General features: G+C 63.2%; 10 protein-coding genes and 5 pseudogenes. 7 read left to right on the top strand and 8 right to left on the bottom strand.

Annotation, left to right across the window (positions count from 1 at the left end):
- Nucleotides 1–18: 18 nt before the first annotated feature.
- Nucleotides 19–2,911, bottom strand: a pseudogene (gene gcvP, locus ACUDAL_RS07985) (aminomethyl-transferring glycine dehydrogenase).
- Nucleotides 2,912–2,978: 67 nt separating this feature from the next.
- Nucleotides 2,979–3,370 (bottom strand): annotated as a pseudogene (gene gcvH / locus ACUDAL_RS07980) (glycine cleavage system protein GcvH).
- 563 nt (nt 3,371–3,933) lie between these two features.
- Between gcvH and ACUDAL_RS07975 the strand changes: the two are divergent.
- The 4 genes from ACUDAL_RS07975 (at nt 3,934) to ACUDAL_RS07960 (ending at nt 7,918) form a co-directional block, all read left to right on the top strand.
- Nucleotides 3,934–5,340, top strand: a complete 1,407-nt coding sequence (locus ACUDAL_RS07975) for an alanine/glycine:cation symporter family protein (protein WP_444677756.1) — start codon at nt 3,934–3,936, stop codon at nt 5,338–5,340.
- A 67-nt stretch (nt 5,341–5,407) separates the two neighbouring features.
- Nucleotides 5,408–6,520 (top strand): glycine cleavage system aminomethyltransferase GcvT, encoded by a 1,113-nt coding sequence (gene gcvT, locus ACUDAL_RS07970; protein WP_444677755.1) that lies wholly within the window; start codon nt 5,408–5,410, stop codon nt 6,518–6,520.
- Between the two features lie 112 nt (nt 6,521–6,632).
- The gene (locus ACUDAL_RS07965; protein WP_444677754.1) at nt 6,633–6,899 is read left to right on the top strand and encodes a hypothetical protein; all 267 of its coding nucleotides are present in this window, start codon (nt 6,633–6,635) and stop codon (nt 6,897–6,899) included.
- An 11-nt stretch (nt 6,900–6,910) separates the two neighbouring features.
- A complete protein-coding gene (locus tag ACUDAL_RS07960; RefSeq protein ID WP_444677753.1) occupies nt 6,911–7,918 on the top strand; it encodes an O-antigen ligase family protein in 1,008 nt (335 codons plus the stop codon).
- A gap of 36 nt (nt 7,919–7,954) precedes the next feature.
- On the opposite strand, the pseudogene ACUDAL_RS07955 reads toward ACUDAL_RS07960, so the two are convergent.
- From ACUDAL_RS07955 to ACUDAL_RS07945, 3 genes and pseudogenes are all read right to left on the bottom strand, one after another.
- Nucleotides 7,955–8,736, bottom strand: a pseudogene (locus tag ACUDAL_RS07955) (LysM peptidoglycan-binding domain-containing protein).
- A gap of 125 nt (nt 8,737–8,861) precedes the next feature.
- Nucleotides 8,862–9,730 (bottom strand): annotated as a pseudogene (locus tag ACUDAL_RS07950) (acyltransferase).
- Between the two features lie 130 nt (nt 9,731–9,860).
- On the bottom strand, nt 9,861–10,784 hold the full coding sequence (locus tag ACUDAL_RS07945; protein WP_444679337.1) for a LysR family transcriptional regulator: 924 nt from the start codon (nt 10,782–10,784) through the stop codon (nt 9,861–9,863).
- 126 nt (nt 10,785–10,910) lie between these two features.
- Here ACUDAL_RS07945 and ACUDAL_RS07940 point away from each other — a divergent pair, with 126 nt between their 5' ends.
- On the top strand, nt 10,911–11,612 hold the full coding sequence (locus ACUDAL_RS07940) for a CoA transferase subunit A (RefSeq protein WP_444677752.1): 702 nt from the start codon (nt 10,911–10,913) through the stop codon (nt 11,610–11,612).
- 79 nt (nt 11,613–11,691) lie between these two features.
- Nucleotides 11,692–12,354 carry a CoA transferase subunit B gene (locus ACUDAL_RS07935; RefSeq protein WP_444677751.1) on the top strand — a complete coding sequence of 221 codons (663 nt, stop codon included), beginning with the start codon at nt 11,692–11,694 and terminating at the stop codon, nt 12,352–12,354.
- Between the two features lie 203 nt (nt 12,355–12,557).
- Here ACUDAL_RS07935 and ACUDAL_RS07930 read toward each other — a convergent pair whose 3' ends face one another.
- From ACUDAL_RS07930 to ACUDAL_RS07920, 3 genes and pseudogenes are all read right to left on the bottom strand, one after another.
- Nucleotides 12,558–13,325, bottom strand: coding sequence for a DUF1338 domain-containing protein (locus tag ACUDAL_RS07930; protein WP_444677750.1), 768 nt, complete (start codon nt 13,323–13,325; stop codon nt 12,558–12,560).
- A gap of 336 nt (nt 13,326–13,661) precedes the next feature.
- Complete coding sequence (locus tag ACUDAL_RS07925) at nt 13,662–13,922, bottom strand: GrxA family glutaredoxin (protein WP_444677749.1); 261 nt, start codon at nt 13,920–13,922, stop codon at nt 13,662–13,664.
- Nucleotides 13,923–14,040: 118 nt separating this feature from the next.
- Nucleotides 14,041–14,859 (bottom strand): annotated as a pseudogene (locus ACUDAL_RS07920) (inositol monophosphatase family protein).
- A gap of 98 nt (nt 14,860–14,957) precedes the next feature.
- Here ACUDAL_RS07920 and hybE point away from each other — a divergent pair.
- Nucleotides 14,958–15,320, top strand: a complete 363-nt coding sequence (hybE, locus tag ACUDAL_RS07915; protein ID WP_444677748.1) for a [NiFe]-hydrogenase assembly chaperone HybE — start codon at nt 14,958–14,960, stop codon at nt 15,318–15,320.
- Nucleotides 15,321–15,459 lie beyond the last annotated feature (139 nt).

The raw sequence follows: 15,459 nt of genomic DNA, 5'->3' as shown, positions 1-15,459 counted from the left end.
GCTTCAGACGGCGACGTGTCAGTCGCGATACTCATCGATGCTTGGGCAGGAGCAGATCAGCTGACGGTCGCCGAACACGTTGTCGACGCGATTGACTGCCGGCCAGTACTTGGCTGCCTTGACGGCCTCGGAGGGGAAGGCGGCAAGCTCCCGTGAATAGGGCCGTTCCCAGGTGCCGTCCAGCAGGTCGGCCTGGGTGTGCGGCGCATTCACCAGCGGGTTGTTGTCGAGCGGCCAGTCGCCACGCTCGACGCAGGCGATTTCCTCGCGAATGGCGATCATCGCGTCGCAGAAGCGATCGATTTCATAGCGCGATTCTGATTCCGTGGGCTCCACCATCAGGGTTCCAGGCACCGGGAACGACATGGTGGGAGCGTGGAAGCCGTAGTCCATCAGGCGCTTGGCGATATCTTCCTCGCTGATGCCGGACGCTGCCTTGAGCGGGCGGATGTCGATGATGCACTCGTGTGCCACGGTGCCGTTCACGCCCCGGTAGAGAACCGGGTAGTGGGCCTCGAGGCGCTTGGCCACGTAGTTGGCGTTGAGGATGGCCAGCTCGGTGGCTTGCTGCAGGCCGCGTGCCCCCATCATCTTGATATACGCCCAGGAAATGGGCAGGATCGCGGCCGACCCGAAGGCGGCGGCGGATACGGCGCCGCACTCTTCACGCACGCCGGCGATGGGTGTGACCACATGATTCGAAACGAATGGCGCGAGGTGCGCCTTCACGCCAATCGGACCCATGCCGGAGCCGCCGCCGCCGTGGGGAATGCAGAAGGTCTTGTGCAGGTTGAGGTGACTGACGTCGCCGCCGAAGTCGCCGGGACGGGAGAGGCCAACCTGGGCGTTCATGTTGGCACCGTCGATGTACACCTGGCCGCCGTGCTGATGCACGATGGAACACGCCTCGCGCACGCCTTCTTCGAACACCCCATGAGTGGAAGGGTAGGTGAGCATGATCGCCGACAGGCGCTCGCTGTGCTGGGCCGCCTTGGTCCGCAGGTCGTCAAGGTCGATGTTGCCGTGGCTGTCACACTCCACCACGACCACCTTCATCTGGACCATGGCAGCCGAAGCGGGGTTGGTGCCGTGCGCGGAACTGGGGATCAGGCAGACATCGCGATGGCCTTCGCCTTGCGCCGCCTGGTAGCGACGAATGGCCACCAGGCCAGCATATTCCCCTGGGCGCCGGAGTTGGGCTGCATCGAGATATGGTCGTAGCCGGTGACCTCGACCAGAAAGGCCGCCAGCTCGTCGATCATCTGCTTGTAGCCCACGGCCTGGTCCTGCGGCACGAAGGGGTGCAGCTGGCCGAACTCGGGCCAGGTGATTGGAATCATCTCGCTGGTGGCGTTGAGCTTCATGGTGCACGAACCCAGCGGAATCATGGCGTGGGTCAGTGACAGATCCTTGTTTTCCAGGCGCTTGAGGTAGCGCAGCATCTCGGTTTCACTGCGATAGCGCTGGAAGGTTGGGTGGCTCAGGAAGCCCGAAGTACGCTGGCAAGCCGCCGGGATGCCGCTGATGCCCCCGCAGTCACCTGCTCGTCCAGTGTCGTGACCGAAAGGCCGTGTTCCTCGCCGATCAGCACGTCGAACAGCACGTCGAGATCGTGGGCGGTAGTGGTCTCGTCGAGACTCACGCCGATATCGCCGTCGGCAAAGTAGCGCAGGTTGATCTCATGGGTCAGGGCGCGGCCATGGATCTTGCCGGCATCGACGCCGGTGAGGCGCAGGGTGTCGAACCAGCTGTCGTGCGCCAGCGCTACGCCCCTGGACTTCAGCCCTTCAGCCAGCAGCGTGGTCAGGCGGTGAATGCGGTTGGCAATGGTGCGCAGCCCCTCGGCGCCGTGATAGACGGCATAGAAACCGGCCATGTTGGCCAGCAGTGCCTGGGCAGTACAGATGTTCGAGGTGGCCTTTTCGCGGCGAATATGTTGCTCGCGGGTCTGCATCGCCATACGCAGCGCGGTGGTTGCCTCGGGCATCCTTGGACACGCCGATGATGCGACCGGGGATGGAGCGCTTGAGCGCATCGGTGGTGGCGAAGTAGGCGGCGTGCGGGCCGCCGTAGCCCATGGGAACGCCGAATCGCTGCGTGTTGCCGACTACGATGTCAGCGCCGAGGGCACCCGGCTCCTTGAGCAGCACCAGACTCATGATGTCGGCGGCCACGCAGGTCATGATGTTGCGTTCGCGCGCCCCCGTCAGCAGCGAGGCCAGGTCGTGGATGCGGCCGCTTTCACCCGGGTATTGCAGCAGTGCGCCGAACACGTCGTGGTCGGCCAGGGTCTCGGCAGGCCCGGTGACCAGCTCGAAGCCGAAGAAGTGAGCGCGCGTACGTACTACATCCAGCGTCTGGGGCAGCACGTCGTCGGCCACGAAGAAGGTGTTGCTCTTCGATTTCTTGTTGGCGCGCTGACACAGCGCCTGGCCTCGGCGGCGGCGGTGGCTTCGTCGAGCAGCGATGCATTGGCCAGCTCCATGCCGGTCAGATCCATGACCATCTGCTGGAAGTTCAGCAGCCCCTCCAGGCGGCCCTGGGCGATTTCGGGCTGATAGGGAGTGTAGGCGGTATACCAGCCTGGATTCTCCAGCACGTTGCGCTGGATGACTGCGGGTACGTGGGTGTTGTAGTAGCCCTGACCGATATAGGTCTTGAAGATCTTGTTCTGCTTGGCCAGGCGCTTTAGGTAGTCGAGCGCTTCGGCTTCGGTGCGCGGCGCGTCGAGCTGCAGCGGGCGGCCGAGGCGAATGTCGGCGGGCACCGTGCGCTCGATCAGTGTCTCGAGGCTGTCCATGTCCAGCGCCGCCAGCATGGCGGCAACATCTGCGGCTCCGGGGCCGTTGTGGCGACGGATGAAGGCGTCATGGTCGGCCAGTTCGGCCAGGCGGCGAGTGTCGATAGCCATGGAATAACCTGTCAGTAGTACCGTGAAGAAACCCCGGCCGGAAGGCCGGGGTGGGGAGAGGGTCGGTTCAAGCGTCGCTGTCGACAACGGCCTGATAGGCGTCGGCGTCGAGCAGTGTCTCGAGGCTGCCTGCATCGGCCAGGCGGACCTTCATGATCCAGCCGCCTTCATAGGGTGAGGCGTTGACCGTTTCCGGCGTCTCTTCCAGCGCTTCGTTCACTTCGACGATTTCGCCGTCGAGGGGGCGTACAGGTCCGAGGCGGCCTTGACTGATTCGATGACACCGAATTCATCGCCCTTGGCGAGCGTAGTGCCTACCGAGGGCAGTTCGACGAAGACCACGTCGCCAAGCGCTTGCTGGGCATGGTCGGTGATGCCGATGGTGACGGTGCCGTCGCCGTTGTCCAGCACCCACTCGTGGCTTTCGTTGTAGCGAAGATTGGCTGGAATCGAGCTCATGGTGTTTTCCTATACGAAAAGGTTTTCTGAACGCAGGCATGCTAACGCCAATGGACGTATTTGGCGAGTCCGTCGGCGCATTCTCATGGCGTGTTTTATGCTGTTGCCTGAGGGAGTTTGCTGCGCAATGCGGCGCTGATACCGCGTACACGCGGCAACCCCTGCCGGTCGACAGCCTGCGCCGGGGTCACTACGCTGTCAGTTTAGCGGGTCCGCCTCATTGCCGATACTGGCTTTGGCTAGGCTAGCAAAAAAGCCGTTCTTGGAGAAAATAGGGTAAACTTGTTTCCAATAAGAAACGGAGGTGGAGTGGCTCCCCTGGGACGGCATAAGAAGGATCGGCGAGAACATGGGGGCCTACTTTCCGCTGGGTGGTCTTGGCTTGGTGTTTTCCGCTATGGTACGCCGGTTTGTTCTGCCATATGTGCGAGCGTTTCGAAGTGCAGTCGACGATCGTTCTGCCGTGGTGGGCAATGGTGTGCCCTGCTGTCGAGCGGCTATCCCGGGGGCGGTACACCGTTGGCAAGCCTGACAACAACTCCGTACAACAGAGGGATACGTAAGTGGAAACGTTGACATCGATATTCAACGCCATCAATGGCGTGGTGTGGGGCCCCTTGATGCTCATCCTGCTACTTGGGGTGGGCGTCTATCTGCAGGTCGGCTTGAAACTGATGCCTATCCGTAAGCTGGGCACCGGCTTCCGGCTGATGTGGGAGGGACGCGACGCCAAGCCGGTACCCGGCGAGAAACGCAAGGCTGAGGAGGAAGGGGAAATCTCTCCCTTCAATGCGCTGATGACGGCCCTTTCGGCCACCATCGGGACCGGCAACATTGCCGGCGTGGCCACTGCCATCGCGCTGGGCGGGCCCGGGGCGGTGTTCTGGATGTGGATCACCGCCCTGGTCGGCATGGCGACCAAATTTGCCGAGGCGGTGCTGGCGGTGCGCTATCGGGAAACCGATAGCACCGGTTTTCATGTCGGCGGCCCGATGTTCTACATCAAGAATGGCCTGGGACGTAAGTGGCTGTGGCTCGGCGGGGCGTTCGCCTTCTTTGGCGCCGTGGCGGCCTTCGGTATCGGCAACACCGTACAGTCCAACTCGGTAGCCGATGCCCTCGACTCCACCTTCGGCATCCCCCACTGGCTGACTGGCGTGGTGATCATGGTGCTGGCCGGGGCGGTGATCCTTGGCGGCATCAAGCGTATCGCCAAGGTGGCTGGCAAGCTGGTGCCGATCATGGGGATCGCCTACGTGATCGCCGGCCTGCTGGTGCTGATCGTCAATGCCGGTCAGATCGGCGAGGCATTCGGGATGATCTTCTACTATGCCTTCAATCCGCATGCCGCGGTGGGTGGTTTCGCCGGTGCCGCTGTGATGGCGGCGATTCGATTCGGCGTGGCACGCGGCATCTTCTCCAACGAGGCAGGCCTTGGTAGTGCGCCAATCGCCCACGCCGCCGCCAAGACCAAGAATCCGGTGCGCCAGGGCATGATCGCCATGCTGGGCACCTTCATCGACACCATCATCATTTGCACCATCACCGCGCTGGTCATTCTGACCTCTACGGTGTGGGTAGAGGGCGAGGCGGGCGCATCGTTGACGGCGCTCTCCTTCGATGCCGCGCTGCCCGGCTGGGGCAACCAGATCGTGTCGCTGGCGCTGGCAGTGTTTGCCTTCACCACCATCCTCGGCTGGTCTTTCTACGGCGAGAAGTGCTTCCAGTTCTTGTTCGGCACCCGCTCGATCATGCTCTATCGGGTGCTGTTCGTGCTGGCCATTCCGCTGGGTGCCATCGCCCAGCTGGGCTTCATCTGGCTGATGGCCGATACCTTCAATGCCCTGATGGCGATTCCCAACCTGATCGCCCTGGCGCTGTTGTCACCGGTTGTGTTCAAGGTCACCAAGGATTACTTCGACGGCAAGGAAGTGCTGCCTGGCGAAGAACTTGACCACAACAAGAGCTGAGCGACGGCCTTGTGGCCCGCTCGGGAGGTGCCTGCAAGGCACCTCCTTTTTCCCTGAGGAGTCCGAGATGAGCCAACTCAAGCATACGCCGCTGCACGCCCTTCATCTGGAGCTGGGGGCGAAGATGGTGCCCTTCGCTAGCTACGACATGCCGGTGCAGTACCCGCTGGGCGTCAAGAAGGAGCATGAGCACACCCGCACCTCCTGCGGGCTGTTCGATGTGTCGCATATGGGCCAGATCCTGCTGAAGGGCCCGAATCCCGCGCAGGCCCTTGAGACGCTGGTGTGTGCCGATATTGTCGATTTGCCTGTGGGCATGCAGCGCTATGCGCTGTTTACCGGCAACGAAGGCGGCGTACTCGACGACCTGATGGTGGCCAATGCCGGTGACTGCCTGGTGCTGGTGGTGAACGCGGCGTGCAAGGACCAGGACGTGGCGCTGCTCGAGACCGGGCTGGACGCTGACCACGGCATCGAGGTGCTCGACCGCGGCCTGCTGGCGCTGCAAGGACCGAAGGCCGCCGACGTGATGCAGCGTTTCTGTCCGGAAGCCTGCGAGATGATCTTCATGCAGCATGGCCGCTTCGAGATGGCCGGTATACCGGTATGGATCAGCCGCAGCGGCTATACAGGGGAGGATGGCTTCGAGATCTCGGTGCCCGCAGACCAGGTCGAGGCGCTAGCGCGGCGACTGCTGGCCGAACAAGAGGTGGAAGCGATTGGCCTGGGCGCACGCGATTCCCTGCGGCTTGAAGCTGGCCTGTGCCTCTATGGGCATGACATCGATACCGAGACCACGCCGGTGGAAGCGGGCCTGATCTGGGCCATTGGCAAGGCGCGCCGACATGGAGGCGAACGTCCGGCGGGCTTCCCGGGTGCCGACGTGATCCTGCATCAGGTCGACGCCAAGGACCATCGCCGCAAGCGGGTCGGCCTGCTTGGCGAAGGGCGTGCCCCGGTACGTGAGGGAGCAGAGTTGTTCGATGAAGCCGGACGTTCGATCGGTCGTGTGACGTCAGGCGGATTCGGCCCCAGCGTCGGCCAGCCGGTGGCCATGGGGTATGTCACGATCGAGCAGGCGGAGATTGGCACCACCGTTTATGCTGAAGTGCGTGGCAAGCGCTTGCCCATGGCAGTGGCGAAGATGCCGTTCGTGGCGCCTGGCTACCATCGGGGCTAAGCCTTAAACCAAGACTCATCCTTATACCGTTACCTTTCTTCCAGTTCGAAGTAGGCAGGGACATGCGATAGGGGCAGGAGGGCCGTGGCCACCTGCCTCGGGAGTGCGCTCAGTGGATGATACCGCCGTGAACGAGCCTCAGTCGCCGCCTGCCGGAGCGGCACTTCGCTTTCGCTATTTGCAGGCTCTGTGGAGCCGTCGCCTGGCCTCAATGGCGCTTGCCGGTGCCGGCATGCTGCTGGTGTTGCCTTGGCAGTGGCTGGTCATCGTGCCGGTCCTGCTGCTGCTGGCGGCGTTGCTGGCCGATGACTCGCCTGATGCGGTTGCGCCGCTGAGGGATGACTGGCTGATGATGGCTGCCCTGGGGGCTATGGGCTGACCTGGCTGGTGATGGCGCAGTGGCACGGCGAGAGCGTGCGCGGCGTTGCCCATGCCTGGCCCGTTGCGCTGGCCATCGCCGCCTTGGTGGCCTTCGCCAAGCTACGTGCGACGGCAACCTGGCTATGGGCTGGGCTGGCGCTGGGTAGCCTTGCAGGAGGCGCCTGGGCGATCTGGCAGAAGCTGATCGAGGGCTCTCGGCGTGTCGAGGGGCATGAGCCCTTCAACGCCATCCTGTATGGCAACCTGGGGCTTCTGCTGGGGCTGCTGTGCCTGGCCGGGCTTGGGTGGGCCTGGTCCCGCCAGGCTCGCTGGCGCTGGTCGCTACTGATGGTGGCCGGCGGTCTGTCTGGCCTGCTGATCTCGGCTCTCTCCGGCACGCGGGGCGGCTGGATCGGCCTGCCCCTGGCGGCCTGGGTGCTTTACCGGGGGCACGTCAGCCGCATGTCGGTGCGCTGGCGGCTGGGCTTGCTGTCGACGCTGTTGCTCTTAATGGCGGCGGCGTACCTGGTGCCGCAGACCGGGGTTGCCGAGCGGGTCGAAAATGCCAGGGTCGGCGTCGAGCGTTACTTCACCGGTGACGATGACATGAATTCGATCAGCGCCAGGGTCGAGATGTGGAAGGGGGCGGTAGAGCTGATTGGCGAGCGGCCGATGACCGGCTGGGGCATGGCCGGTTATCGCACGCTGATGATCGAACGCAGCGAGGAGGGGCGCCAGGACCCGCTGCTGCGCCGCTTCTGGCATGCCCACAACGATGCGCTGGATGCTTGGGTCAAGCGTGGCCTGCCGGGATTGCTGGCGCTGCTGGGTCTCTATGTTACGCCGCTGTGGCTCTTTGCCCGGGGGATCGGCTCCGGCTCGGGTGAGCGTCGGTCCCTGGCGGTGGCGGGCACGCTGCTCGCCGTGGCCTTCATCGATTTCGGCCTGACCTACAGCCTGCTGGCTTACCCGGCGGGAGGCTGGATCTATGCCCTCCTGCTGGTGCTCTTTTGGGGGCTTTACCGTCAGGCTCGCTGATCGGCATGCCCCTTGTTGACCTGTTAACCTGTTGGCTCAGCGCAGCACTCGCCGCGGGTCGATCGGCTTCCCGCCCAGGCGCAGGTCGAACAGCAGATCGTGGCGTTCGGCGGCGCTGTTGAAGCTGACCTCACAGAGCGGCGTTCCGCGGGTAACCCGCGCGCCATCATCCACCAGCAGGGTGTCGCACAGGGCGTAGACGCTCTGCAGGTTGTCGGTGTGATGCACGATGACCACGCGTCCCAACTGGCGCATGCTGCCGGCGAAGCGCACATCACCATCGGCGACCGCCTTGGCCGGGCGCCGCGGCTGGTAGCCAGCAGCATGGGTTGCAGGGTGCCGCGGCTGTCGGTGCCGAAGGAGCGCACCACGCGATAGTCGTCCAGCGGCCACGGCCAGTTGCGCGCCGAGGCAGGCAGGGCGGGAGCGTTCGAAGGTGCAGACGCCGGAGCGGCCGCCGTCCCGCTGCCGGCCTGGCTGGGACGGCTCGGGCTCGACGCTGCAGGTGCTGCGGCAACGGCGCTGCCGGAGCCGCGTAGCGGCACGTGAAGCACCTGGCCCACCCGTAGCTGGGTGGGCTCAATGCCAGGATTGGCCGCCTGAATACGTGCCGGAGTGGTGTTGAAACGCCGCGCAATGGCCGAGTAGGTATCGCCGGGGCGTACCTGGTAGCGGTAGGGTCCGCCTGACGGCGCGCGCTCCTGCTGAGTGGGTACGAGCAGGCGCTGGCCCACCGCCAGCCGATTGGGGTTGACGTCGGGGTTGAAGCGCTGCAGGCGCGCCAGCGGTACATCGGCGCGAGCGGCGATGCTGCCCATGGTGTCGCCGCGCTGTACCTCGATCCAGCTGCCCGAGATGCCGGGGTCTGCGCTGCGCTGAACCACGCTTGGGCGAGTGTTGCCGCCTCCAGCGCAGGCGCTGAGTAAGAGAGCGAGTGCCAGGATCAGTGCGAGTCGAGCGCCTGGTCCTTTTCTTGCCACAGGGCATTGAGCCATGAGTGGAAGCGTTCCTTGTAAAGCGGGTCGTCGTGATAGCTGCCGGTGGTCATCCAACTGGGAACTTCCAGGCGCCGTGCCGTCAATGTCACGGGGCCTTCGCGCCCACATAGAAAGCCCCAGAAGGTTGGATGGGGGTTTTCATAGTGCAGCGTCATGTCGAGGATGCCGCTGAGCTGGTCCCCGAGCTGATTAAGCACCTGTGCGGTGCCGCCGGCCTTGGGCCGCAGCAGGTGGCGATAGGGGCTCTGCTGGGCGTCGCGCTTGGCTGGGGTGAAGCGTGTGCCTTCGACGAAATTGAATATGGCAATAGGCATCTCGCGTGCGCGTCGACACATGCGCTGCGTGGCTTCGCGGTCGATGCGCGCCAAACGCGGGCTGCGTTCGAGCTGCTCCCGGCTGTAGCGTCGCATGAAGGGGTACTCCAGGGCCCACCACGCCAGGCCGACGATGGGGATCCAGATCAGCTGCTGCTTGAGGAAGAATCGCGGCATGGGAATCCGCCGATGCAGTGCCATCAATAGCAGAAAAATATCGGTCCAACTGCGATGGTTGGAAATGACCAGCCACCTTTGTTCCCTTGAGAGTCCGTCGGGCACCTCCATCGTCAGCTGGGGCTTGAGAAAGTGCCGAATCCACCAGAGGTTGGCGCCGATCCAGTTGAGGGCCACGCCATTGAGCCCTTTCAGTACGATCAACCGCAGGGGGCGCCCCGGGGTAATCAGTTTCAGGGCCGTCAGGAAGATCAGCGGCACCCCCAGAACAGGGTATTGGCCACGATGAACAGAACGCTGGCGATCCCTTTCAGGGTCGACATGCCGGGCTCCTTGCGCTGCGTTTCCGATTAGCCGCCCATGCTAATGGATCAGGAAATCCTGCCCAGCATCAACTTGGCTCATGCGTGCCAACGCTTCATGCGGGCCGCAGTGCCGATGGACGCTGCGTACTCAGATTGGCGCAGGCGGTGTGATGCCGCCCCATGGGGTCGGCTCGCACAGGGTGGTCCGCAGCACATCATTCAGTGCGCGAGCGGCAATCGAGAGCTCCTGGCCATGGCCGACCACCACACCCACGGTACGCGAGATCTGCGGGTCGCGCAGGGGCAGGCAGCGAGCCCCGAGCTCGTGCATCTGCTCGCGACACAGCGAGGGCACGGCACTGACCCCAAGGCCGCTGGCGACCATCCTGCCTACCGTCGCCAGCTGGTGACTCTCGAAGGCCACCGGCAGCTCGATGTTGCGCTGCGCCAGCGCCTGCTCCAGCAGGATGCGGACCATCGAAGGGCGCTGCAGGGTGATGAAGTCATGGGCCAGAAGCGCTTGCCACCCCACAGCGGGAGCACTGGCCAGCAGCGACTGGCAGGGCACCACGGCAATGAAGGTGTCGTCGAACAGCGGGAGGAAGTCGATGCCCTCCTGGGTTTCCGGCTCGAAGGCGATGCCCAGCTCCACCTGCTGGCTGCGCACCATGTCGATCACCTGTTCGTTGATGACGTCGTGTACTGTGACGTTCACTCGCGGAAAGCGCTCGCGAAAGACGCGCAGCGCGCTAGGCAGGCGGTTGCAGGCAAGGGAGGGCATGGCCGCTAGCGCCACGCGGCCCAGTTGCAGCGTGAAGCGCTGGCGCAGCAGTTCCTCGGTATTGTCCCACTCGGCCAGCAGCCGCTTGGCCAGTGGGAGCAGGATCTCGCCTTCGGGTGTCAGGCGCACGCTGCGTGTGCTGCGTATCAACAGCGGACCGCCCAGCGTTTCTTCCAGCCCCTTGATAGTCAGGCTGAGTGCAGGCTGGGATAGATGCAGCCGCTCGCAGGCTTGGGTAAAGCTCAGGGTCTGGGCGACGGCCAGGAAGGCGCGTAGCTGCTTTACGGTCATGGTGGCCATCTTTTCATTTGTTTTTTGTATAAATTGATAAAAAACAAACTTAACAAATATATTGGCTGGGTCAACACTGTTCCGGTACTGTCATCCTTCCTTTTCACAACAAGACGAGGCTTCGCGATGTCCGGATTCGACAAGCGCGTTTACTCCTACGAAGACGCCATGCAAGGCATCGAGAGCGGCATGACCGTGGTAGCTGGTGGGTTTGGCCTGTGCGGCATCCCCGAGAACCTGATTGCCGAGATCAAGCGCCGCGGCGTGAAGGATCTGACCGTCATCTCCAATAACTGTGGCGTCGACGGTTTCGGCCTCGGCCTGCTGCTGGAAGACAAGCAGATCAAGCGATTCTACGCGTCCTACGTTGGCGAGAACGCCTTGTTCGAACAGCAGATGCTGAATGACGAGATCGAGGTCATCCTGACTCCGCAGGGGACTCTCGCCGAAAAGATGCGCGCCGGCGGAGCCGGAATTCCTGCGTTTTATACCGCCACCGGCTACGGCACCCCGATCGGTGAAGGCAAGGAAGTGCGCGAGTTCAATGGGCGCCACTACATCCTGGAAGAGGCCTTCCACGCTGATTTCGCCATCGTGAAGGGCTGGAAGGCCGATCGCTATGGCAACGTGGTCTATCGCGACACGGCGCAAAACTTCAATCCGCTGGCGGCCACCTGCGGCAAGATCACCGTGGTGGAGGTCGAGGAGATCGTCGAGCCGGGCGAGCTGCGTCCCGATCAGATCCACACCCCGGGCATCTACGTCGATCGCATCATCCAGGGCACCTTCGAGAAGCGTATCGAGAAGCGCACGGTGCGCGAGGGCTGATCGCCCCGCTTCGCTGCAAACCTTGCACGGCCAACCGAACGGCCAAACGCTTCTCAACCGAACACAAGAGGCAAACAAGATGGCACTGACTCGCGAACAAATGGCGCAGCGCGTGGCGAAAGAGCTCAAGGACGGTTTCTACGTCAATTTGGGCATTGGGATCCCCACCCTGGTGGCCAACTACGTGCCGGATGGCATCGACGTGATGCTGCAGTCCGAGAACGGGCTGCTCGGCATGGGACGCTTTCCCACCGAGGATGAAGTCGATCCGGACATGATCAACGCCGGCAAGCAGACCGTGACGGCGCGTCCGGGTGCTGCGATCTTCAGCTCGGCGGAATCTTTCGCCATGATTCGTGGCGGTCACGTCGATCTGACCGTGCTGGGGGCCTTCGAAGTCGACCAGGAAGGCAACATTGCCTCATGGATGGTGCCTGGCAAGCTGATCAAGGGCATGGGCGGCGCCATGGATCTGGTGGCCGGTGCCGAGAACATCATCTGCACCATGACCCATGCCTCCAAGCACGGCGAGTCCAAGCTGCTGGAAAAGTGCACCCTGCCGCTGACCGGTGCTGGCTGCATCAATCGTGTGCTGACCGATCTGGCCTACCTTGAAATCGAAAACGGCGCCTTCATCCTCAAGGAGCGTGCTCCCGGCGTCAGCGTCGAGGAGATCATCGAGAAGACCGCGGGCAAGCTGATTGTGCCGGATCATGTTCCCGAGATGACTTTCGACGCCTGACCGTAGGCTTGGCTTCGGCGATTACAAGAACCCGGGTCCGGCCCGGGTTCTTGCATGCTGGGCAGTGAATAATCCAGGTCACTCTGCTGTGGCGATTTTGTGACCGATCGTTGCGAAGCCGCATTATTGCTGGGATGGCGCGGCATGGGAGCTTCGCCTTGCACAGCATTATCCACAGTTTCTGTGGATAACCTCTCAAGGGATCAAGCCATCTCGCAGCGGGTATGCGGCGGCAAGAGAGCCTCCACTGCCCGCTCATGGTGGCCATTGAGCCGTTTTTGTACCAGCGCCAGGCCGCCCAGGCAGATGCGATGTTCATCGCCTTCGGCAAAAGCCAGCCGGCGCGAGCTGGTGGGATAAAAGCGGTACTGGAGGATCGGTGAGACGGGAAAGACACTGTGGCGATGATCGTCGCTGCCCTTCAGGCCCGTCTGCTCAAGCTTGGTGTTCAACTCCTCCAGCGCCATGCCCAGTTGCTCGCAATCGAAGCCCGCATGATGCATTCCCGGACCCATCACCGAGAGCCAGCCAGCCAGCGGGTGCGCCTGGTTGACGAGGCGGTAGGTAGGCCAGTCCGGCATATCCCACGGGCGTCCGCGACACAGCAGGTTCTTGCCGCGGGTATCCTTGGGGTGACTGGTCGTCACGAGGCGCGCCAGGGCCTCCCTGGGTTCGCGAGAGAGCGCCCCCAGCTGTAGCTCGGCCAACACCAGCCAGGCGCCTTCGTCGGGTGGTGCCAGCAGGCAGATCAGCAGGCCCCGGTCGGCCATGGCAAAGCGCTGCATGGGACGATAGCCAAGATGCCCTAGCGTCGGCAGCAGGTCTGCCACTGCAAAGGGTGTGCGATTGAGGGTGAGTAGCACCAGGTATTCCGCCGGCGTCTCGAGTGGCCACAGGCGCAGGGCTCCGATATCCGGATGGTGGTGGATATAGTCGAGCCAGAGCTGTTGGATGAATTCTTGCCGTTGCATCGCGCCGTCCTTATGTCCTGATGCGCCTACTTAGGCGTCAGTATAGGAGGTGGTGGCAAACGGCTTTCAACGGCGTCAGGACGTTCAACGCAGCATGAACGCTGCACGGGAGAGCGACACGTCATCAGTGGCGGACGCCTCAGGCGCAGGGAGGAGTCCCAGCGAAGTTGCCTGAGGAAAGTTGCATGAATCGAATGGTTTGGGGGAGGTACTAGGAATAGTGCTTGAAGAATAGTGCTTGAAGAATGATGCCTGAGCAATGGTGCTCGAGGAATGCCAAGGCGCCTACCAAGCAGGGCGAATGAGCACTGCCCGTTCGACGCCAAGCGGCCAGGATCAGGCTAGCAGGGCCTTTTCTCTCACGTACTGATCGAACTCGGTGAAGCCTCCTACGTGCGTCTGGTCGACGAAGACTTGTGGCACGGTACTCACGGGTTTGCCAATGGTCTTTTCCAGGTCGGCCTTGCTGATGCCTTCCGCCCAGATATCAACATAGCGATGTCCCTCGATGGCACCGGCGCTTTCCAGGCGCTCGGCGAGGGCCTGGGCGCGAACACAGAAGGGGCAGCCGGGGCGACCGAAGATGACGACGAACATGGCAAGTCTCCAGTGGAATTCGACACTATTGTGGCCCAGCCAGGCCTTGCTCTCCAACAGCAGGCTGCTAGCCGGTCCATTGCAGTGAGCTATCGCGGGCGGTGTCAGGCCCTCGTGATCAGGACAAGGGCAGCGCGTTGGCGTCCGCTGCGCGCAAGAGTTCCTTCATTTCATCGAAGAGTTCGGGGCTCGCTACCAGGATGTTCTCGCCGTACAAGTCTTCCGGTATGCCGTCGGGACAGGGGTAGAGGTGTCCCGTTCGGGCTCCGGCTTCACGGGCGATCAGCAGCCCGGCGGCAAAGTCCCAAGGCGAGACGCTTTCGTAGTAGGCATCGAGGCGCCCGCACGCCACATCGCACAGGTCCAGCGCCGCCGAGCCGTTACGGCGGACATCCTGACAGTGTTCCAGCACTGCCATGAGGCGCCGCATCAAGGGGGCGGCTGTCCCGGCGATAGGGGAAGCCGGTGCCCACCAGGCTGCGCGCCATGTTGCCCGTGCGGCTGGCATGGATCGACTTGCCGTTGCACCAGGCGCCCTGGCCGCATAGCGCCGTGTAGGTTTCGTTGAGAAATGGGGCGTGCACGACCCCGAGCCGAGCCTTGCCTTCGCTGACCCAGGCAATCGAAACGCACACGTGGTGCAGGCCATGGGCGAAATTGACGGTGCCGTCGATGGGATCGATGACCCACAGCGACTCGGCATCGCGCATGACTTGAGGATCCGGCGATAGCTCCTCGCTGAGGCGGGGCTCGTCGGGCAGGCTGGCGGCAAGACGTTCACTGATCAGGGTGTCGACAGCGAAGTCGACGTCGGTAACCAGCTCATGGTCCCGCTTGTAGCGGAGCCGAAGACCTGTCGGCGTCGTGCTTCAGCAATGGCGTCTCCGGCTTCCCGGGCGATCGAGACGGCCAGTTCGAGTCGCTGTAAAGGGAGCATGGGCGTTCCTCGTCACAGGGGAATTGCCAGAATAGCAGCCAACGCCTAGGCTGCCGAACCGATCGCAGCGCCCCAGTCCACGCCACGAGGTTACGACCATGCAGAGCCTGACACACGACCAATACCAACGCCTCTTCCAACTGGCCAAGGCCTGGCAGCGCGAGCGCAGCGACGCCTTCAAGGGTTCGCCGAACTACAACCCGCGCCTGACCTGCGATGCGCTGTGCTTTCAGGAACTGCTGCTTGAGGAGGCGGAAACCGCTCCTGGGCGCTACCTGGCGGGTGCCTTGGTGACCCCGGTATCGCTGTCGCTGGTGCTGCTGCCGGGTGACGCAACGGCCGCCATGCCGAACGAAGAGGGGCCGTGTGATTTCATGCTTCCTCTGGGCGCTACCCGTTCATGGCGGAGCGGCTCGATGCGACGCAATGGTGCTGGCGCTGCGAGCTGCTCGATGACCTGAGCGATATCGAGTCGCTCCAGGAGGCCAGCCGCCTTGCCCAGCGGCTGATGGACAAGGTGCTGGCGCCACCGGCATGATCCGGGGCGCTGGTGTGCGGTGCAGTAGCGGCTTATGCTGATATGGCTTTGGCCCACTCATT

This window comes from Halomonas sp. E19 (assembly GCF_052439355.1).
Taxonomy (GTDB): domain Bacteria; phylum Pseudomonadota; class Gammaproteobacteria; order Pseudomonadales; family Halomonadaceae; genus Halomonas.
This window is presented reverse-complemented; position numbering and strand designations above follow the sequence as displayed.